Genomic DNA, 18962 nt, shown 5'->3' on the forward strand with positions numbered 1-18962 from the left:
TATCATCATGGTGTGTCAATCGTGGATAGTCGTGATATAAGCTGCTGACCGCCAATCGCCAGGCATGAAAAAAGAAGCCGTAAGAGACTGATCTCTTACGGCTCCCGAATTATATGACCTTAGGATCTGCAAGAGCCGCATGGCTCTCGATCGTGATCCCGCTTATTTCACTTTCGCAACGATGGCTTTGAAAGCCTCGGGATTGTTGATTGCGAGGTCGGCGAGCACCTTGCGGTTGATCTCGATGCCGGCCTTGTTTAAAGCGCCCATCAACACCGAGTAACTCATACCTTCCAGGCGGGCAGCAGCATTGATACGCTGAATCCATAACGCGCGGAAGTTGCGCTTCTTGTTACGACGATCGCGATATGCATAAGTCAAACCTTTCTCCCAAGTGTTCTTGGCAACGGTCCACACATTTTTTCGTGCACCATAATAACCTTTGGTGAGTTTCAGAATTCTCTTTCTCTTTGCTCTTGAAGCAACGTGGTTTACTGATCTTGGCATAGTTTTCTTTTCCTTTAATTGTTTGACTAATCGGGTTAACGCAGACAGAGCAAGTCGCGAACCTGCTTCATGTTAGTGCGATCCACCAATGTCTGGTGCACCAAGTTACGTTTCTGCTTCTTTGTTTTCTTAGTCAGGATGTGACTGTGGTAAGCGTGATGTCTCTTGATCTTACCGGTTCCGGTGAAGCGAAATCTCTTCTTCGCACCGGAATTTGTCTTTACTTTTGGCATTTTTTGTTTGTTTTGATTTGTTGTTTATTATACGGTGGCAACGCATATACCGGGCGTTACGCACCTTGTTGTCTGTTATTCGTCGGCCTTGTCTTGAATCTTTTTCAGCACGTCGTCGCCGTTCTTCGCATTGGCGAAAATACCGCCGCCTGCCGGCTCCGTGTTCTGTTCAAGGGCCCGCTCCTCGGCTTCACGCCGTTCGCGATCCAACTTCTGCTGGCTCTTTTTGACTGTGCCGGCCTTCTTGGGTGCGATGTAAAGAAACATCTTCTTACCTTCCAGGGCTGGCATCTGCTCCACTTTGCCAAACTCTTCCAAGTCGTTGGCAAACCGCAGCAGCAACACTTCGCCTTGCTCTTTGAACAAGATCGAGCGACCCCGGAAGAAGACATAGGCTCTCACCTTGTTGCCGTCTTCCAAGAATTCCTTGGCGTGCTTGAGCTTGAATTGATAATCGTGCTCATCGGTCTGCGGACCGAAGCGGATCTCTTTGACCTCGACTTTCACCTGCTTCTGTTTCAGCTCCTTTTGGCGCTTCTTCTGCTGGTAGAGGAATTTGGAGTAGTCGATGAGACGACACACCGGAGGTTGTGCATTGGGTGAGATTTCCACGAGATCCACTCCCAGCTGGCGGGCCATATCCATTGCCTTCCGTGTGGGCATAATCTCAGATCCGCCATCACTCACAACACGTACTTCCCTTACGCGAATCTGTTCATTCACGCGGTACTGATTCTTCATCTTGTCATTCTTCATTCAACTACTTTATCATTAGCGGCTGCAAAGTTAGCGTTTTTTACCGTAACGCCAAAACATTTGCCGGTATATTTTCAGCTCCTGCTCTCAGGCGAGCGGAAATGTTGCCCCCGCAGTCGTTCTGACAGGTATACGACCTGTGCCACACTACTCGTATAGAAGTGCCCCACAAGTATACGACTTCTCGGCAGGCAGTCGGGGTCGTGATGCTGCGGCGTAAGAAAATGGGGAATGACCCATCATAAGAAAACGAGGAAGATGCAGGTGCACTTCCTCGTTTAATTGATAAGTTTGATTTCCTAATCCTGGGGATGGATGTTGGTGACTTCGAGCATCTTTGCCACTTCGGCATTGATGCGCTGGGCAAACGCCTCCATCGACATGGTGGCTTGTTCGCCGCCGCCTTGGCGACGCATCGAAACGAGACCTTCGGCGGCTTCCTTTTCGCCCACGATCACCATGTAAGGCACACGCTTGATCTCGTTATCGCGGATCTTGCGACCGATCTTCTCGTTACGATCGTCGATTGAAGCGCGCACTCCTTGCTCATCGAGGTATTTAGCCACGTGTTTGGCGTAGGCGTTATACTTCTCGGAGATGGGCAGGATGGCCACTTGGTCAGGGGTGAGCCAGAGAGGGAAGTGGCCGGCGGTGTGCTCAATGAGTACGGCGCAGAAGCGTTCGAGTGAGCCGAACGGTGCACGGTGGATCATCACGGGCGTCTTTTTGGTGTTGTCCTCGGCAGTATATTCCAATTTGAAACGTTGTGGCAGGTTGTAATCAACCTGAATCGTTCCCAGTTGCCAACGACGCCCAATGGCGTCTTTGACCATGAAGTCGAGTTTGGGTCCGTAGAATGCAGCTTCACCGTAAGCCACTTTGGCGTCGAGACCTTTCTCGGCGCAGGCATCTTTGATTGCCTGTTCGCTTTCTTCCCAAACCTCGTCGTCGCCGATATATTTCTCTCGGTCTTTGGGATCGCGGAGGGATATTTGGGCTTCGAAGTTATCAAAGTTGAAGATCTTGAACACTGTCTGTATGATATCCATCACGCGTAAGAATTCGCTCTTGACTTGATCTGGACGGCAGAAGATGTGAGCGTCGTCTTGTGTGAACGAGCGTACACGGGTTAGACCATGGAGTTCGCCGCTCTTCTCGTAGCGGTAGACGGTGCCGAACTCGGCGATGCGTAGGGGTAGGTCTTTATAAGAACGAGGCTTCCAGGCAAACACCTCACAGTGGTGCGGACAGTTCATGGGTTTGAGCATGTATTCCTCGTCTTCTTCGGGCGTGTGGATGGGTTGGAATGAGTCTTTGCCGTAGTGAGCATAGTGTCCGCTGGTGACGTAGAGGTTCTTCGAGCCGATATGGGGCGTGATGACCTCTTGGTAGCCGAAGCGTTTCTGTATTTTGCGGAGCATGTCTTGCAGGCGTATGCGCAGTTCTGTGCCTTTGGGTAGCCAGATGGGGAGTCCTTTGCCTACTCGCTCGGAGAACATGAAGAGTTCCATCTCTTTACCGATCTTGCGATGGTCGCGCTTCTTGGCCTCTTCGATCATCTGCAAATAGTCGTCGAGCATCTTCTTTTTGGGAAATGTGATACCATAGATACGCGTCATTTGTTCGCGCTTGGCATCGCCGCGCCAGAATGCGCCAGCTACACTTGTGATCTTAATGGCTTTGATAGCACCGGTGGACATGAGGTGCGGACCGCGGCATAGATCGGTGAAAGTGCCTTGGGTGTAGGTGGATATCGTGCCGTCTTCGAGGTCTTGGTCGATGTGCTCGCATTTGTATTCCTGTCCGTCGGCCTCGAACTCTTTCAGTGCGTCGGCCTTCGAGACATTTCTGCGCACCACGGGTTCGTCTTTCTTGGCCAACTCGCGCATCTTCTCTTCGATCTTGGGGAAGTCGCTTTCGCTGATCACGTCGCCTGCTTTGGGCATCACGTCGTAGAAGAATCCGTTTTCGATGGCAGGTCCGAAGCCAAACTGAATACCCGGATAGAGCTCTTGCAGCGCTTCGGCGAGAAGGTGTGCCGAGGTGTGCCAAAATGTGTGTTTACCCTCTTCGTCCTCGAACTTATAGAGGGCGATGGTCGCATCCTCGTTTATAGGACGGTTGAGTTCCACTGTCTCGCCATTTACTCCGCAAGATACAACGTCACGGGCGAGAGCCGGCGAAATGCTCTCGGCGATTTGTAACCCGGTTACGCCCTGCTCGTATTCACGAACGGAGCCATCCGGAAAAGTGATTTTAACCATAACAAATTAGTTTTTTACCTTAATCGGATGCAAAAGTAATGCTTTCTTGTGACATTAGATCATAAGTCATTGAGTTTTTGCCGGGTAGGGATGACCGTGTTGTGGAGTCCAACAGCAGATGAGTGGCAATGGGATATGGGGGAATCTTGGCGCGAATGTTTGAGATTTTGGAAAGAAATCGTACCTTTGCACGTGATGATTGCGCTTCTCGGCATCCTATGGCCGATGATCAGGCGCAGACCTACGGATATAAACTAATATATAATGTATAGACAAACACGCTATTGGGGATTGTTGACGATGGTTGCACTCGTCGCTTCCTGTGGTTCGCATTACACGCTGTCGAGCGTGGAACGCAGCCGAATCCTGATTGATAAGCGGTATGATGCGCAGCCGGATGCTGCCGCAGCCGCTTTTCTTGCACCTTACAAACATCGCGTAGACTCGATGATGAGTCCTGTCGTTGGTTCGATGACCCGCACGATAACGGCTCATCGACCGTGGAGTCCACTCTCTAATCTGCTCACCGATATTTTGGTGTGGGGTGGCAAACGATTTAACGAGCATCCCGACTTTGCTGTTTACAATATGGGTGGTATTCGTGCCGCCCTCGTTCAAGGTGAGGTGACCTATGGCGATGTGGTGGATGTGGCGCCGTTTGAGAATAAAATATGTTTCGTCACGTTGTCGGGCGATAAGGTGTTGCAGTTGTTTCGTGAGATTGCTTCTACTGGAGGCGAAGGCGTGAGTAGCAGTGTGCGGCTGACGATCACGCGAGACGGTAGATTGAAGCATGCCGAAATAAATGGTAGGCCGATAGATCCCACCAAACGTTATCGTATTGCTACGCTCGACTATGTGGCTCAGGGAAACGATAAGATGGAGGCTTTCAAGAGTGCAACAGATGTGGTTTCGCCCACGAGTCATGAAAACAATGTGCGCTTTATCATCATAGATTATTTGCGGGAAGCTGCTGCGCAAGGCCGAAGTGTTGATGGACCGAATGAAGAACGAATAAAAGTGGAATAACGATGAGACGTATTTATATCTTGATGACACTGCTGTGTGTTGGTATGTTGACTGTATCGGCACAGCGTAAACTAATGATCCTGCACACGAACGATACCCACAGTTGCATCATGCCGCTCAATCCGAGTCTGACAGACACTATGTTGGCAGGGCGAGGAGGATTTCTGCGCCGGGTGGCTATGATTAAAGAAGAACGCAAGAAACATCCGGATCTGTTGCTCTTTGATAGTGGCGACTTCTCGCAAGGCTCTCCTTACTATACGCTTTTCAAAGGAGATGTAGAGATAGGATTGATGAACGAGATGGGCTATGATGCTTCGACGGTGGGCAATCACGAATTCGACTTCGGCTTGGAGAATATGGCGCGCATCTTCAAGAAGGCCAAATTCCCTATTCTTTGTGCTAATTACGACTTCACAGGAACACCTTTGGAGGGCATCGTCAAACCTTATACGATTATCAAAAGAAATGGAGTGAAGATCGGAGTCTTCGGTATTGATCCAGAGATGGATGGCCTGGTAATCCATAAGAATTATGAGGGCGTGAAGTATCTCGATCCTGTTTCGACTGCGGAAAAGACGGCTTCGCTACTTAAAAACAAATTGAAGTGCGATGTGGTGATCTGTATTTCACATTTGGGGTGGGGACTAAAAGGAATGGACGACCAACGAATGATCGCCGGTTCGCGCCATATTGATCTGGTGCTTGGCGGCCATTCGCATTCTTATTTCGAAACGTTGAAGTATGCGAAAAACCTGGATGGCAAAGAGATTCCTGTTGATCAAAACGGTAAAAACGCTGTCTTTGTCGGGCGTCTGATCTTGAATTTCAATAAGAAATAGCTTTTGACGAGAGGCTTTTTCTCTTTATTCCTCTTTACTCATCATTCGAAATAGAATGTGAGAACGATCATTTTAGTATGTGCTTCCTTCACCGATAAGGTGTAAGGAAGCATATTTTTATCTTTCAATCGCTTGCTGTGGCCTTGATCGATGGTATTAATCGGACTGAAAAGGAATTTCAGTTCGGGGCGGAGTTTGAAGAAAGGAAGATATAAGTCACAACCGACTCCGGTCTCGAAGTATAGATCATGGCGTTTGAGTCGTAAATAATCATTGCCTTTCCCGCTGAGATTGAGCATTGGATTCACGCCAGCCAACAAATAGGGACGATGATTATTGAATCGCGGGGCGGCAAAGATCAGCTCGGCAGCCGTAGAGAGATAGACAGTTTTTAGATCTTGATGACGTTCCAACGGATGTCCTTTCTCATCGCGAGTAGTGGTATTTCGGAACGTGATATGCCGTGAACCGAAATATAAAGCAGGTGCAATGCGCAGCTGAAAATGTGTGCTCAAACGCATTTCTCCTGCTACTCCCACAGTGAAACCGGCATCCCAATGATCTTGGTCGGTGTTGATAATCGTTTCGGTAACAATTCCGTCATCATCAGTGATGAGTTGCGGACGAGCATTTCGCAGTTCGATGTCTTGCAGATGCGTACCTACAAGAATACTGAAATGCAACGGTCGCAAGTCGATATATGGCTTGTTTTGCACGGTCCGCATCTGAGCTACCATCTATTGTGCAGAAAATCAGTGCCGAAAGCGTGAATATAATCCTTCTCATATCCTTTTTATAACGTGCGAAAGCGCTTATTATTATATCGAAATCAACTCGAATGGAACGTTAATGAATAAAAAAGATATACCTAAATATAGGTATATTAAAACTATTTTGTACCTTTGCAGCGTACAAAAGTAGGTATTACACCCCGGTATTGTACTGAACATTATGAACGTTTAAATATTATTGATTATGGCTTATGTAATTGGCGACGACTGCATTGCATGCGGTACGTGTATTGATGAATGCCCCGTAGAGGCGATTTCAGAAGGAGAAAAGTATTCGATTAATCCCGACTTGTGCACAGAGTGTGGCACTTGCGCTTCTGTTTGTCCGAGTGAGGCAATCAGTTTGCCTTAATACGACATTCTTTTTTGAATAAGACAAAAGGATGATCCTGCATGAGGATCATCCTTTTTTAGTATATATGGCCGATCAGTCAATCATTCATTCAATACCGATCGTCATGCAAGCACTTTCGCAATACGCTCTAACCCCTCCATCATTTGGCTATGCGGACAAGCGATGTTGATACGGATAAATCCCTCACCATCTGTTTGTCCATACATTGTTCCACTGTTCACCATCACCTTTCCGTCGTCTAACAGACGCCGAGTGACTTCATCTGATGTTGCACCAGTGGCGCGGATATTCACCCAAACCAAGTAAGTGCCTTCCAGTTTTGTCACTTCCAGTTGTGGAAGTCGGCTTCGAAAGAAATCGCACAATGCCTGATAGTTTTTCCAAAGATAGACATTGAGTTCGTCGATCCACGCTTCCCCTTCATTATAAGCAGCTTGCAGAGCCACTACACCAAATGGATTGACATCGCAAACTTCATTGATATTGAGAGCGCGATCAATTTGGTGACGCACAGACGGATCATTACTGACGATGTTGGCAATCTGTAATCCGGCGATATTAAACGACTTCGAAGGCGAATTCAGCGTAATACTATTGTCTTGACAAGCCGAAGATATGGATGCAAATGGGATAAATGAATGACCTGGCATCACCAATTCACAATGAATTTCATCAGAAATCACCTTCACATGATGGCGTAAACAAATGTTGTTCATTCTTTCCAACTCTCCGCGAGTCCACACCCGACCAGCCGGGTTATGCGGATTGCAGAGCAGGAAAATACGTGTTCGGGGATCCGAAACACATCGCTCAAAATTCTCCCAATCGATTTGATACGTGTTATCTGTATAAATCAGTGGACTCTCCAAGGCTTTGCAACCATTGTTTCGAATAGAAGAAAAGAAGCAATTGTATACCGGTGTCTGCACCAACACGTTGTCTCCGGGATCACAAAGCGCCTTGATGACGGCCGAAATAGCAGGTACTACGCCTGAAGTGTACAATATCCAATCGCGCTTGATATGCCAGTTGTGACGACGATCAAACCAATTGATGATGGCCGAATAATAGCTCTCCGGCACCAATGTGTAGCCGAAGATGCCGTGATCCACACGCCGACGTAGTGCATCTATAATGCAAGGAGCTGCCGGAAAATCCATATCGGCCACCCACATCGGGATGATATCGTCGGCCGAAGGCGTGTCCCACTTATAGCTGTTGGTGCCGCGGCGGGAGGGAGGGAGTCAAAATTATACATGATTGATTAAGTGTTATGATCGGAACGATTGTTTATGCACATTCGCATTGTTGTTTTCTGATCACAATTTTGCAGTCGGCAGGCTGTTTGATATGCTCATCAAGCGTAATCGAACCGATGTTATCGGCCGTGATCTTGCCGCTGATAGGATTCTTAATGTTGGTCACTGCGCCGCGAATGTCGGCATTCACCGTGGAATCTTCAAACATTCTGTCGCAGTCAGAACCGAATGTACAGTTCTCCAAAACCAGCCTTCGGCATAGCAAAGCGGCTGTTCTCCGGTGATATGACAGTTGACCAAGCGCAGATTCTTTGAATGCCAACCCAGAAACTCGCCGTTAAGTTCACTGTCATAAACGGTCACATTCTCAGTCTCCCACAGTGCATCTTTCGTCGTTATTTTAGCATTCCGGATCTCGGCATCCTTTACATATTGAAAAACATACTTGGAGTCGCTCACCAATCCATCAACTTTCACATTCGTACAGAACATAAACGGATAGGTGCCATCGTGCAATGTGACATTATTGACTGTCAAACCGTCGATCTTCCAAAATGTTTCGTCGGCATCATTGATGGTGACATCCTTTAAATTTGGGTTCTTCATCTCGCGGAAAAACTTAGGTCCGTCGATCACGCAATTCTCCATCCGCATATCGTTGGAATACCAAATGGCACTGCGCGAACCCGCAGCGAAATAACAGTTGGTGATCACCGACCTGTCCACATGCCACCACGGATATTTGCCATAGAATTTACACCCGTCGGCTTCGAGATCGGAACAACATTTAATACCCGATTCCCCATCGGTGATCTCGATATTTTCCAGTCGCGTGTTGTGGATTTGAAACAGCGGTCTTTCACCCCCGAACTTCTCGTTTTTGATTGATTTCACCATACTTTTGTTACCTTAATACATATATGGAAAATGCAAAAAGTATGCCAATTGAATCATTGAAAATTGATGATTGACAATTGATCCTACTTGTTAAGTCTCTCAATCAGAAAGGTTCGCAGTGAGTCTGTTTTTCCATAAACCGTTAATCATCCGCCAGTTAACACTTAAACGCATCGTAACTAACGGTTAGTTGCACGCTGTTTAACGGTTAATTGCAACGCCTTTTGTAGATACTTGATTCTGGGATAAATACAAAGCGGATTCTATTTGCACGCTTCCTGACAGAGAACAATGCACGAAGCCGTTCATAAAAAGACTGCTGTCATCGGGTGAAACTCACATTTTTACATTATCTTTGCATGCAGAAACCAACATGCTTATTATGAAAGAGTTAACGCTTAAATACGGATGTAATCCGAATCAAAAGCCTTCGCGCATTTTCATCAACGAAGGCGAATTGCCTATCGAAGTGCTCAACGGCCGACCGGGCTACATCAATTTTCTCGATGCACTCAACAGTTGGCAACTCGTCAAAGAGCTGAAAGCGGCCACGGGAATGGCTGCTGCAGCCTCGTTCAAACATGTTTCGCCGGCCGGAGCAGCTATTGGGCTACCTCTGAACGACACTTTGAAACGGATATATTTCGTTGATGACATTCCGATGAAACTCTCTCCATTGGCTTGTGCTTATGCACGTGCACGCGGAGCAGATCGTATGAGCAGTTACGGAGACTTCGTTGCGTTGAGCGATACGTGTGATGCCGTCACGGCAACACTCATCAAACGCGAGGTGTCCGACGGCGTGATAGCACCGGATTTCACTCCAGAAGCTCTCGAAATACTGCAAGACAAACGTAAAGGAACCTATAATATCATCAAGATTGATCCTGACTATCAACCTGATCCGATTGAACGCAAGCAGGTGTTTGGTATCACTTTCGAACAACATCGCAATGACATACGGCTCGATGATCCCGCGTTGTTTGACAATATACCCACACGGAACAAAGCGTTTACGCCCGAAGCCAAACGGGATCTGATCATCGCACTCATCATTTTGAAATACACGCAGAGCAACTCGGTGTGTTATGTCAAAGACGGACAGGCAATCGGCATCGGCGCCGGACAACAAAGTCGTATCCATTGCACGCGATTGGCAGGCAACAAAGCCGATATTTGGTGGCTGCGTCAGCATCCCAAGGTGATGAATTTACCGTTCAAAGCCGGCATTCGGCGGGCCGATCGCGACAACTCTATTGATATTTTCATCAGCGAAGATCATGATGACGTATTGGCAGACGGCATTTGGCAGCAGTTTTTTGATACTCGTCCGGATCCATTGACATGTGAAGAGAAGCGCGATTGGATAGCACTCAATCGTGAGGTGGCTCTTGGTAGCGATGCCTTTTTCCCTTTCGGCGACAATATTGAGCGTGCTCACAAAAGCGGGGTGGAATACATTGCACAAGCCGGAGGCTCTGTTCGCGACGATCATGTGATCGAAACTTGCGATAAATATGGCATTGCCATGGCATTCACAGGGGTAAGATTATTTCATCATTGAGCAGCGTATGACAGACATTGACGAGATTATCGCAGGCGGCGGAATCATCTTTCGCGGAGCTTCTAAAAGCGACAACGCCGACAAAAATAAGATTAAGACAAAGGCGAAAAAGAAAAAATACATCACAGGTGCGCATGGAAGCGGATCTGCGAAACAGAAAGCCAAGTATCGAACACAACGTGCCAACAGGCGAAAAGGCTCATAAATCATGAGCGACGAGCATATCACGCCGCGTTATTGATCGGCTGATCACACACGGCGCGATGCTTCTATCGCTCCTCTTTCCTTCTCACTTTGCCATTGGAATAGATCAAAGTGCCCCGACGAAGTATCTTGTTGAGATGATCGAAAACCATGGCCGGATCAATGCGTCGACCTTTGAAATAAACTTCAAAATGCAAATGCTCGGTCGTGGCACGGCCTGTTCGTCCGGTGAGTCCAATCACTTGACCGGCTTTGACACGGTTACCCACTTTGACAAAGTTCTTGGATTGATGGCTGTAAAGCGTCTCCAAACCATTCGAGTGTTTGATAATGATGCAATTGCCATAGCCGAAATAAGGACTCGAACGCGTGACAACGCCGTCGAAAGCAGCTAAAACATCATCGTTAGGTTTGGTTTTGATGTCTACGCCCGGGTGTCTACGCTTGCCGCCATAAGGCTGATCACATGACTTCCGGGCAACGGATAACTCCATTCACGCTTGCTGAGAGCAGAAAGGTTGAGCTTATTCGGTGTCTCATTTTCAGTTATATGGCGTTCGTTTTCTTGCTTTGCGGCTTCTCGTTCATCCCAATCATCCAAATAATCATCTTTTTCCACTGTGACATTGACACGCGAACCGCGTTTTTCACAACGTAACACGTGCTTGCGCAAACGATGACTTTTGGCCTCAAAGATCACATCGGGATTGATTTTTCCACCGTTGATCATCACCGAAAAACGGCAAAACGTCCGCTTGTTATCACCACCCACGATGGCAATTGTTTGTCCGGCTTTGACGCCTTGCCCCACAGTTACGAGATTTTGAGCATTTCGGGCGTAGACGGTTTCAAGTCCGTTGTCGTGGCGAATGACGATCACGTTACCCTGTGAAGGTGTATTCCGACTCAGTCGGACCACTCCGTCAAACATCGCTTTGACTGCATCGCCTTTGGAAGTGATAATGTCTATTTCTGTGGTTCCGGCTTGTTCGATTTTTCCCACGGGTAAAGGGAAAGAATAATCGCGGCTGCGCAGCTGACCAAGATCGATGTTGAAGGCGTCGGAATGGGTGAAAAGTCCTGGTGTGGGGATGCTGATCTGCTGTGTTTCGAGGGTTGTGAACTGATTTTTGACAGCTGAATGAGTTGCCAAAAAGATGCTTAATAAAGTGGTGGCAAGGATGTATCGTGGATTGATTTTCATTCTTTGAAATAAATAAAGAGTGTTATTTATCGGATCAGAATACCTGAAAAGATGCGTCCGGAAGCGGTTCCCAGTCTGCGGGCAGAGAAATAATCGTCGACGTTTTCGTATGTGCAAATGCCCGAAACGTGGATTTGTGCGGTTTGAACGCCGATTTCTGTCAATTGAAGTCGGTTGCATTCTTCAAGATCTATGTGCCATTTGGCATACCGACGGGCAATTTGTGACATCTCGAAGCCAGCTTGTTCGAATGCGGAATAAACCTCATCACCCACTTCGAAGTGGGCTAACGAGATGCCGGGGCCTATGCAAGCTCGTATTTGCGGGGCCTCGGTGCCATAGCAAACGTGCATTTTTGCTACGGCTTTTTGCACTATTCGTTGCACCGTTCCGCGCCATCCTGCGTGCACGGCACATACGGCTTTGTGCACCGGATCATAGAGAAGAACGGGCAAACAATCAGCTGTCGATACGCCGATACACACGTTTGGAACATCAGTCATCACACCGTCGAAACCATCTAACAGTTGGTTGCGTTCCGATTGAGGCTTAATGAGGACGCGATTAACGATGTTTTGCAGCCCAACTCCATGTATTTGGCGAGGCATAATCAATTTTTCGGGTTCGACACCCAGTTCTTCACAGAGTGCAGCTCGATTGATTCGGACCGCCTCTGCATCATCTCCGCAAAACGGATTGATGTTGAATGCACCGTAATTACCAGTACTTACGCCTCTGTGTCGGGTCGAAGAAAAAGCCGTGATGCCCTCGCCGAGCGTGAAATAAGTGAGTTGTGGATGTTTCAAACCGTATCGTTTTCGTTATGTTTCGTCGTTTTATGCCGGATCATCTTCATATTCAAAGTCGTCGAGATCTTCTATTTCGTCCTCGTCGAGATACTCGATCTCCTTGTCTTCGCCCTCTTCCCGCAGTTCGTCGGCTATGCGTTGTATATCTTTGTCACGGTGAACGAGTGTTTCTTCGGCCGTGATTTCTTGCAGCTTATTGCTCTCGCTGTTCAACTCCTGCCATAAAACGTTTTTCAATTCATCCAATCCTTGTCCGGTCACCGATGATATGAAGACGCACGGGAGATCGTCGGGAAGTGTTTCGCGAAGCATTTCCACGAGTTCGTCATCGAGTAAATCGCTCTTCGTTACGGCCAAAACCCGATGTTTGTCGAGCATTTCCGGATTGAAGTTTTGCAGTTCATGAAGCAGAATTTCATACTCGCGTTTGATATCGTCGGTATCACCCGGAACCATAAACAGCAGCAAAGAGTTGCGCTCGATATGGCGCAGGAAGCGCAGTCCGAGTCCTTTTCCCTCGCTCGCTCCTTCAATAATGCCGGGTATATCGGCCATCACGAACGACTGTTTGTCGTGATAACTCACAATGCCCAATGATGGTTCGAGCGTGGTAAACGGATAATTGGCAATCTTGGGACGCGCACTCGACAAAGCCGAGAGTAGTGTTGATTTGCCCGCATTCGGTAAACCGACAAGTCCGACATCAGCCAACAGTTTAAGTTCGAGGATGATGGTCATTTCTTCCATCGGTTCGCCGGGTTGCGCGAAACGTGGAGCCTGGTTGGTGGCAGAGCGGAATTGGAAATTGCCCAGGCCTCCGCGGCCGCCTTTCAAGAGCAATATCTCTTGTCCATCGTGCATCACGTCGCAGATGAATTTGCCTGTTTCGGCATCGTAGACCACTGTTCCGCAAGGCACATCGATATACCGATCTTTGCCGTTGGTGCCGTGACACTTGTCGCGTCCGCCGTTTCCGCCATGTTCGGCAAAGATATGTCGCTCATATTTCAGGTGTAAAAGAGTCCAGTAATTGTGGTTTCCGCGCAGATAAATGCTGCCTCCATGGCCACCGTCTCCACCGTCGGGACCTCCGTTGGGTTGGTATTTCACATGGCGCAAATGCATAGAGCCTCGGCCGCCTTTACCCGAACGGCAATAAATTTTGACGTAATCGATGAAATTGGAATCAGCCATCGTGTGTGGATTTATGAGTTTCTGAGTTTTTTAAAGAGATGAGTTTTTAGATTGATAAATGGTCTTTGAAAGACTCAAACACTTAAAAACTCACCTCATTTAAACGTTTACAATGATTCTATGACAGTGCAAATGTCGGCGAAGATGCGATCTAATTCGCCTAAGCCTTGTATGTGGTTGTGAATGCCTTCACGTTTATACCAGTCGATCAACGGTGAAGTTTGATCGTGATAAACATCAAGCCGCTTCTTGATAGTTGCTTCGTTGTCGTCTGATCTACCGCTTTTCTGCCCGCGAAGAAGCAATCTTTGCATCAGTTCTGATTCTGGAACGTCGAGCTCGATCATAGCAGCCACACGGTGCCCGCGCGTTGCCAGCATTTTTTTTAGTGCTTCGGCTTGCGGGATTGTACGTGGAAAACCGTCGAAAATTACGCCTTCATGTTCCTTACCGAAACTGTCGTAAACATTCGCAAGAATGTCGATCATCAATTCATCGGGGATGAGTTGGCCTTTGTCAATATAACTTTTGGCAGTTTTTCCGAGTTCGGTCCCGTTTTTGATTTCATTGCGCAGCACATCGCCCGTTGATATATGGCCCAATCCGTATTTATCAATCAGTTTGTCACTTTGCGTACCTTTGCCGGAGCCTGGTGCTCCAAAGATTACAATATTCTTCATTTTAGTTTCTTAATTTATGAGTTTCTGAGTTTATAAAGTGCATTGATGCGTTTTGAGTTCATAAGTTGCTGGGGAATTAAAAATAAAAAGCAATAAGCTCAAAGCTAAAACTTAGGAACTGAAAACGTATAGACGGATAAACTTACCGGCTCAAACTATTCTTGCACCGTTATCTTTCCCCTTACTACAATAGCAGATTTGTATCCCATTTTCTGTATTTGCGACAACATCCGACTGGCTTCTTCGTAACTCCGATAATTGCCAATGCGACAGATCCAACGTGGTGAATAGAAGTGCACATAAACGGGTTGGTCGGGGAATCTCATCTTGATTGCATTGCCGATCTGTTGTGCCTGGATCTTATCTGCACGTGAATTGCCACCGGCAAAGGCCTGCACACGATAGCCATCAACCTTATAACTGCTGCGCATTACCTTTTTCCGCATATCCACAACAGGTATGTCGAGTTCGTCATCGTTCTTATTTTCTGTCTTGGTAATCGTTTCAGGTTTGACAAGCGACTCTTTTTTGATTGAATCCGAACTGTGATGCTGCACTTTGGGAGGTGTTACTGGCTTGTTGACTGTTGGCTTATCTTTGGCCGTAGCAGTCTTGTCAATGGAGGGAGTAACCTTAATCGGTTGTTTGATTTGGGGCTTGCCGTTAACCAATTCGTCGATTTCCTTGCTTTGATTAACGGTCACAGTGCCCTGTCCCTTGTCTTTTCGCTGGATGTGTTCGATGAAAGTCTGTGCTTGAATACTCACAATGGAGCACAGCATGATCATCAATGTTGTGACGAATTGTTTCATGTCGTTGTGGATTTTGATTCTATGAGTTGTCGCAGACCATTGGTTTAAGGTTACGGCTTGTTGTTGCCTAAACTTAAACCGATGTGTCTTTGAACGTGAATGATGATTATTTCCAAGCGTCGATAATGCCTTTAAAGTCGGCTGCTTTTAATGAAGCGCCACCGATCAGACCACCATCAATGTCGGGTTTAGAGAACAATTCGGGTGCATTGCTGGCTTTGCAGCTGCCGCCATAAAGGATCGTGGTGTCTTCGGCAACTTCTTTCCCGTATTTATCTGCAATGACTGAACGCACGAAAGCGTGGATTTCCTCGGCTTGATCTGCCGTTGCAGTCTTGCCAGTTCCTATGGCCCAAATCGGCTCATAAGCGATAATGACATTCTTAAACTCTTCTGCCGACAGATTGAAAACACTGCCTTCAAGTTCTGCCTTGCAAACATCGTTCTGCTTGTTAGCTTCGCGTTCTTCTAAGGTTTCACCGATACAGAAGATCACTTTGAGGCCATTTTTCAAAGCGAGAAGCACTTTTTCTTTCAGAATTTCGGGTGTTTCGTTGTAATATTGGCGGCGTTCCGAATGTCCGAGAATGACGTATTGGGCGCCGGTACTCTTTACCATCTCTGCCGAAACCTCTCCGGTGAAAGCTCCTTTTTCCTTATCGGCGCAGTTTTCTGCACCTAAACCAATGATGTCTTGATTCAAGACGCCAGCCACAGAAGCCAAATGAATAAATGGTGTGCAGATGATTACACCGCAATTGGGCTTTTCTGCTGTCAGAGAAGTATTCAATTCTTTGGCCAAAGCCACGCCTTCTTGAAGATTCAAGTTCATCTTCCAGTTACCTGCTACAATTTTTTTTCTCATTGTTTTTCTTCTTTTTAAACGTTGATATATTTTGTTTGACTCTTCTTTTCGTTTCAACCAGCGAGTCCAAGCCCACATTCTGTCGGCGACGGTGAGCACTAACAAAGGAAGCACAAACCACAAAAGGATTTTCAATATTTTACCGGGAACGCTGTCGGTAGGCATTTTTCCGATGCTCAATTGCTGTAAAGGAGCATTCAATTCATCGCCTTTGGGCAAGTCATTGTGACTCCATTTGCGGATGATCTCACCGTTTTTGAGTAGCATCAAACCCGGATTGCTGCGGATCATAGTTTTTAATGTGGTCTCATCTGTGGTGCAGAAAGGGTATTCGGCGCCTGTAATGTCTTCCCATTTTGTAATGGCCTCTTTTGTGCTTGCCGTTAAACAATAGAAAGGAATATGCTCTTCCTGTGCGTATTCGAAGATCTGGTCGATGGCTCCGAAGTTGCTGTCGTCGGCTTGTTCCAAGTGGGGTGAGATGAGCAGAAAGGTATATCCCGAATCGGAAAGCACTTCGTTGGTAATATCTTGACCGTCGTTCATCCGTTCGATAGCGAAATCGTGGATCGGCGGAACATATCCAGCTTCGATCTGTACGGTCTTGCTGTCTACGAAAGTCCATGTGGAATCTGGATAATCTGCTAATGAAAATGCTTTCTCTACGCCGTTTTTACGCATCAGAAAAGTGGTTTCAAATTTGGGCTTCTTAGCTCCTTGCGGTATTTCCATCCCTGATTTGATATTCACTCCGACGCGATATGGACGGAAATCAAACTGCGGTAGCTTGTAGAGACTATATCCGCTGGACAGCAGAATAAAGATAATCGTGTAGTTAATGATGATCCATTGATTGGTTTTAGAGATGAATCGCACCATTCTCAGCGGCCAAGCAGCCACTGTAATGGCACAAATCAGCAACACAATGTTCTTGATAAACGACTCGGTGTTGGTCAATGTGATGACGTCTCCAAAGCATCCGCAATCTTTTATAGGATTGGCGACGACCAACCAAACGGTGATCAGCGTCATGATCGATATGAAACCGACAATCAAACGGGATGTCAGTCGCCTACGAATAGCAAACAGCATCAGAATACCCAATGTAAACTCGCAAGCCGACAAGCCCACAGAAGCAGATAATGTAATCCAATCGGGGATGTAACTGCGCAGATTCAGCACCGTGAGATAGTCCTGAATCTTATATTGTGTACCTAAGGGATCAATGGCTTTGACGTATCCCGAGAAGATAAACGTCGCTGCAATGATCAGTCGGCATAAGTTTACTATGATGCGTTTGATATTCACGCTTCTTGTTCTTGTTCTTTTAATTTGATAGCTCCGAAGGTTGCATAATTGACAATATCCATATAGTTGGCGTCTATTCCTTCTGAAACCAAGGCATGACCGTCGATGTTTTCCAACTCTTTAATACGTTGGATTTTCGTTAATATGAAGTCGGTGTAACTGCTCACACGCATGGCACGCCATGCCTCATCATAGTCGTGATTCTTCCGAAGCATGAGTCTCAATGCTTCGTCGGCATGCTGATCATAGAGAGCCAACGACTCATCGGGGGTGATATCTGCTTTATCGGCAAAACCTTTTGACAGTTGGATCAATCCCACAAGTCCATAATTGATCAGCGCAATGAACTCCGGACGAATACCTTCGTCCACCATTGCTTTTTTTTTCAGCTCCAAAGAGCGAATGCGTTTAGCTTTGATAAAAAGTTGATCGGTGAGTGATGAGGGACGAAGAATGCGCCATGAAGCTCCGTAATCATGCAGTTTCTTTTCGAAAAGTGCACGACATTCGGCCATTACGGTCTTGAATTGATCTTCTGTTTTCAACGAATTTGCTGCCATAAAAGTCTGAAATCTTCGTGCAAAATTACGCATTTCATTTGATACAACCAAATAGGGGATTGTCAATTGATCCGTAAGAAAATGAGAATTGATCATTCTGCTTGGTTGATCATAAATGCAGATCAACAGTAACCAAGCTCTGCACACCCACGTGCCACGTGTTGATTCTCAATTCTCAATCCGTTTGCGAATCACGCGCACGGTGCCGCATAACACGTCATACCGTATTTGCAACGAGTCTCGTTTGATTCGTAAGGCGGTCGGAATGATGCGAGTGCCGTGTCGGGTGATCTGCTGCTGCACCGCTTGCAGAGCCGAATCGGTGTGCGCAATATCTTCTTGTGTCATTTTCAGCGAAGCCTTTTGCCAAATGTCCAATACCTTTTTACGAGCATTGATTGCTTTGGGATAGCGTTCGCGAAGCGCTTTGATCGAATCGAGCGCTTGTCGATACTCCTTATTATTATATAAGGTCTCAATACGAACGACTGTTTTCGCCGCTCGTTCCTCATCCGTTTGTCCGCACGCCACGCATGCCATCACGGCGAAAATCACAATCAGTTTTTTCATAACAGGGGGCAAATCTACGATAAATCGTCGGAAAAATCGAAAGAACCCCGAAGATTAACTTAATTCTTTTGATCATAAAACGTCTTTCTGCAATTAAATTATTCTCATTTTCTTGCTCCTTTAAGAAACTTTATTTACCTTTGCCCCCAGTTTTTCGCCTTCGCCCCCTAAGTTAGGGGGATGGGGGTCTGAACAATTAAAGAGATGATTAAACAAACAAATATAAACAGCAGCAATAAGAGCATGCAAAAGAACTCTG

General features: G+C 46.7%; 17 protein-coding genes and 3 pseudogenes. 5 read left to right on the forward strand and 15 right to left on the reverse strand.

Annotated features, from left to right (window positions below):
* Window positions 1-162: 162 nt before the first annotated feature.
* The 4 genes from rplT to thrS form a co-directional block, all read right to left on the reverse strand.
* Window positions 163-507, reverse strand: coding sequence for a 50S ribosomal protein L20 (rplT, locus tag JCM12259_RS07385; RefSeq protein ID WP_025065969.1), 345 nt, complete (start codon window positions 505-507; stop codon window positions 163-165).
* 35 nt (window positions 508-542) lie between these two features.
* Window positions 543-740 carry a 50S ribosomal protein L35 gene (gene rpmI / locus JCM12259_RS07390; protein ID WP_025065970.1) on the reverse strand — a complete coding sequence of 66 codons (198 nt, stop codon included), beginning with the start codon at window positions 738-740 and terminating at the stop codon, window positions 543-545.
* A gap of 75 nt (window positions 741-815) precedes the next feature.
* A complete protein-coding gene (gene infC / locus JCM12259_RS07395) occupies window positions 816-1496 on the reverse strand; it encodes a translation initiation factor IF-3 (protein WP_025065971.1) in 681 nt (226 codons plus the stop codon).
* Window positions 1497-1795: 299 nt separating this feature from the next.
* Window positions 1796-3760: a threonine--tRNA ligase gene (gene thrS, locus JCM12259_RS07400; protein ID WP_025065972.1), complete on the reverse strand. Its 1965-nt coding sequence runs from the start codon at window positions 3758-3760 to the stop codon at window positions 1796-1798.
* A gap of 264 nt (window positions 3761-4024) precedes the next feature.
* On the opposite strand from thrS, the gene JCM12259_RS07410 reads away from it, so the two are divergent.
* Together JCM12259_RS07410 and JCM12259_RS07415 are read left to right on the forward strand one after the other, a co-directional pair.
* A complete protein-coding gene (locus JCM12259_RS07410; RefSeq protein WP_025065973.1) occupies window positions 4025-4789 on the forward strand; it encodes a 5'-nucleotidase C-terminal domain-containing protein in 765 nt (254 codons plus the stop codon).
* A gap of 2 nt (window positions 4790-4791) precedes the next feature.
* The gene (locus tag JCM12259_RS07415; RefSeq protein WP_025065974.1) at window positions 4792-5631 is read left to right on the forward strand and encodes a bifunctional metallophosphatase/5'-nucleotidase; all 840 of its coding nucleotides are present in this window, start codon (window positions 4792-4794) and stop codon (window positions 5629-5631) included.
* Between the two features lie 41 nt (window positions 5632-5672).
* Here the strand turns inward: JCM12259_RS07415 and porT are convergent, their stop codons facing one another.
* Window positions 5673-6368, reverse strand: a complete 696-nt coding sequence (porT, locus tag JCM12259_RS14455; protein ID WP_036888727.1) for a type IX secretion/gliding motility protein PorT/SprT — start codon at window positions 6366-6368, stop codon at window positions 5673-5675.
* Between the two features lie 238 nt (window positions 6369-6606).
* Between porT and fdxA the strand changes: the two genes are divergently transcribed.
* A complete protein-coding gene (gene fdxA / locus JCM12259_RS16175) occupies window positions 6607-6774 on the forward strand; it encodes a 4Fe-4S ferredoxin (protein ID WP_081784172.1) in 168 nt (55 codons plus the stop codon).
* A gap of 104 nt (window positions 6775-6878) precedes the next feature.
* On the opposite strand, the pseudogene JCM12259_RS14460 reads toward fdxA, so the two are convergent.
* Window positions 6879-8035 (reverse strand): annotated as a pseudogene (locus tag JCM12259_RS14460) (MalY/PatB family protein).
* A 32-nt stretch (window positions 8036-8067) separates the two neighbouring features.
* Window positions 8068-8930, reverse strand: a pseudogene (locus JCM12259_RS14465) (DUF3737 family protein).
* Between the two features lie 376 nt (window positions 8931-9306).
* Between JCM12259_RS14465 and JCM12259_RS07435 the strand changes: the two are divergent.
* Both JCM12259_RS07435 and JCM12259_RS07440 read left to right on the forward strand, forming a co-directional pair.
* Window positions 9307-10497, forward strand: coding sequence for a phosphoribosylaminoimidazolecarboxamide formyltransferase (locus JCM12259_RS07435; RefSeq protein WP_081784173.1), 1191 nt, complete (start codon window positions 9307-9309; stop codon window positions 10495-10497).
* A 7-nt stretch (window positions 10498-10504) separates the two neighbouring features.
* Window positions 10505-10702, forward strand: a complete 198-nt coding sequence (locus JCM12259_RS07440) for a hypothetical protein (RefSeq protein WP_025065976.1) — start codon at window positions 10505-10507, stop codon at window positions 10700-10702.
* 64 nt (window positions 10703-10766) lie between these two features.
* On the opposite strand, the pseudogene JCM12259_RS14470 reads toward JCM12259_RS07440, so the two are convergent.
* The 8 genes and pseudogenes from JCM12259_RS14470 to JCM12259_RS07480 all read right to left on the reverse strand — a co-directional run bounded on the left by JCM12259_RS14470 (window position 10767) and on the right by JCM12259_RS07480 (window position 18703).
* A pseudogene (locus JCM12259_RS14470) lies at window positions 10767-11905 on the reverse strand (M23 family metallopeptidase).
* 26 nt (window positions 11906-11931) lie between these two features.
* Window positions 11932-12711: a peptidoglycan editing factor PgeF gene (gene pgeF / locus JCM12259_RS07450; protein WP_025065977.1), complete on the reverse strand. Its 780-nt coding sequence runs from the start codon at window positions 12709-12711 to the stop codon at window positions 11932-11934.
* Window positions 12712-12741: 30 nt separating this feature from the next.
* On the reverse strand, window positions 12742-13908 hold the full coding sequence (gene obgE, locus JCM12259_RS07455; protein WP_025065978.1) for a GTPase ObgE: 1167 nt from the start codon (window positions 13906-13908) through the stop codon (window positions 12742-12744).
* A gap of 107 nt (window positions 13909-14015) precedes the next feature.
* Window positions 14016-14588, reverse strand: a complete 573-nt coding sequence (locus tag JCM12259_RS07460) for an adenylate kinase (protein ID WP_025065979.1) — start codon at window positions 14586-14588, stop codon at window positions 14016-14018.
* A 155-nt stretch (window positions 14589-14743) separates the two neighbouring features.
* Window positions 14744-15400 carry an SPOR domain-containing protein gene (locus JCM12259_RS07465; protein ID WP_025065980.1) on the reverse strand — a complete coding sequence of 219 codons (657 nt, stop codon included), beginning with the start codon at window positions 15398-15400 and terminating at the stop codon, window positions 14744-14746.
* Between the two features lie 106 nt (window positions 15401-15506).
* Window positions 15507-17567 carry a BT_3928 family protein gene (locus tag JCM12259_RS07470; protein WP_081784174.1) on the reverse strand — a complete coding sequence of 687 codons (2061 nt, stop codon included), beginning with the start codon at window positions 17565-17567 and terminating at the stop codon, window positions 15507-15509.
* A 2-nt stretch (window positions 17568-17569) separates the two neighbouring features.
* Window positions 17570-18166: a DUF1599 domain-containing protein gene (locus tag JCM12259_RS07475; RefSeq protein WP_025065982.1), complete on the reverse strand. Its 597-nt coding sequence runs from the start codon at window positions 18164-18166 to the stop codon at window positions 17570-17572.
* A gap of 135 nt (window positions 18167-18301) precedes the next feature.
* Window positions 18302-18703 carry an outer membrane protein assembly factor BamD gene (locus tag JCM12259_RS07480; RefSeq protein ID WP_025065983.1) on the reverse strand — a complete coding sequence of 134 codons (402 nt, stop codon included), beginning with the start codon at window positions 18701-18703 and terminating at the stop codon, window positions 18302-18304.
* Window positions 18704-18962 lie beyond the last annotated feature (259 nt).

The sequence above is a fragment of the Hoylesella enoeca JCM 12259 genome, from assembly GCF_000613405.1.
GTDB classification, from domain to species: Bacteria; Bacteroidota; Bacteroidia; order Bacteroidales; family Bacteroidaceae; genus Prevotella; species Prevotella enoeca.

What these genes read in the sequence shown, in the direction of transcription:
- rplT (WP_025065969.1), bottom strand. Translation starts at nt 507, where the DNA reads ATGCCAAGATCAGTAAACCACGTTGCTTCAAGAGCAAAGAGAAAGAGA.
- rpmI (WP_025065970.1), bottom strand. Translation starts at nt 740, where the DNA reads ATGCCAAAAGTAAAGACAAATTCCGGTGCGAAGAAGAGATTTCGCTTC.
- infC (WP_025065971.1), bottom strand. Translation starts at nt 1,496, where the DNA reads ATGAAGAATGACAAGATGAAGAATCAGTACCGCGTGAATGAACAGATT.
- thrS (WP_025065972.1), bottom strand. Translation starts at nt 3,760, where the DNA reads ATGGTTAAAATCACTTTTCCGGATGGCTCCGTTCGTGAATACGAGCAG.
- JCM12259_RS07410 (WP_025065973.1), top strand. Translation starts at nt 4,025, where the DNA reads ATGTATAGACAAACACGCTATTGGGGATTGTTGACGATGGTTGCACTC.
- JCM12259_RS07415 (WP_025065974.1), top strand. Translation starts at nt 4,792, where the DNA reads ATGAGACGTATTTATATCTTGATGACACTGCTGTGTGTTGGTATGTTG.
- porT (WP_036888727.1), bottom strand. Translation starts at nt 6,368, where the DNA reads ATGGTAGCTCAGATGCGGACCGTGCAAAACAAGCCATATATCGACTTG.
- fdxA (WP_081784172.1), top strand. Translation starts at nt 6,607, where the DNA reads ATGGCTTATGTAATTGGCGACGACTGCATTGCATGCGGTACGTGTATT.
- JCM12259_RS07435 (WP_081784173.1), top strand. Translation starts at nt 9,307, where the DNA reads ATGCTTATTATGAAAGAGTTAACGCTTAAATACGGATGTAATCCGAAT.
- JCM12259_RS07440 (WP_025065976.1), top strand. Translation starts at nt 10,505, where the DNA reads ATGACAGACATTGACGAGATTATCGCAGGCGGCGGAATCATCTTTCGC.
- obgE (WP_025065978.1), bottom strand. Translation starts at nt 13,908, where the DNA reads ATGGCTGATTCCAATTTCATCGATTACGTCAAAATTTATTGCCGTTCG.
- JCM12259_RS07460 (WP_025065979.1), bottom strand. Translation starts at nt 14,588, where the DNA reads ATGAAGAATATTGTAATCTTTGGAGCACCAGGCTCCGGCAAAGGTACG.
- JCM12259_RS07465 (WP_025065980.1), bottom strand. Translation starts at nt 15,400, where the DNA reads ATGAAACAATTCGTCACAACATTGATGATCATGCTGTGCTCCATTGTG.
- JCM12259_RS07475 (WP_025065982.1), bottom strand. Translation starts at nt 18,166, where the DNA reads ATGCGTAATTTTGCACGAAGATTTCAGACTTTTATGGCAGCAAATTCG.
- JCM12259_RS07480 (WP_025065983.1), bottom strand. Translation starts at nt 18,703, where the DNA reads ATGAAAAAACTGATTGTGATTTTCGCCGTGATGGCATGCGTGGCGTGC.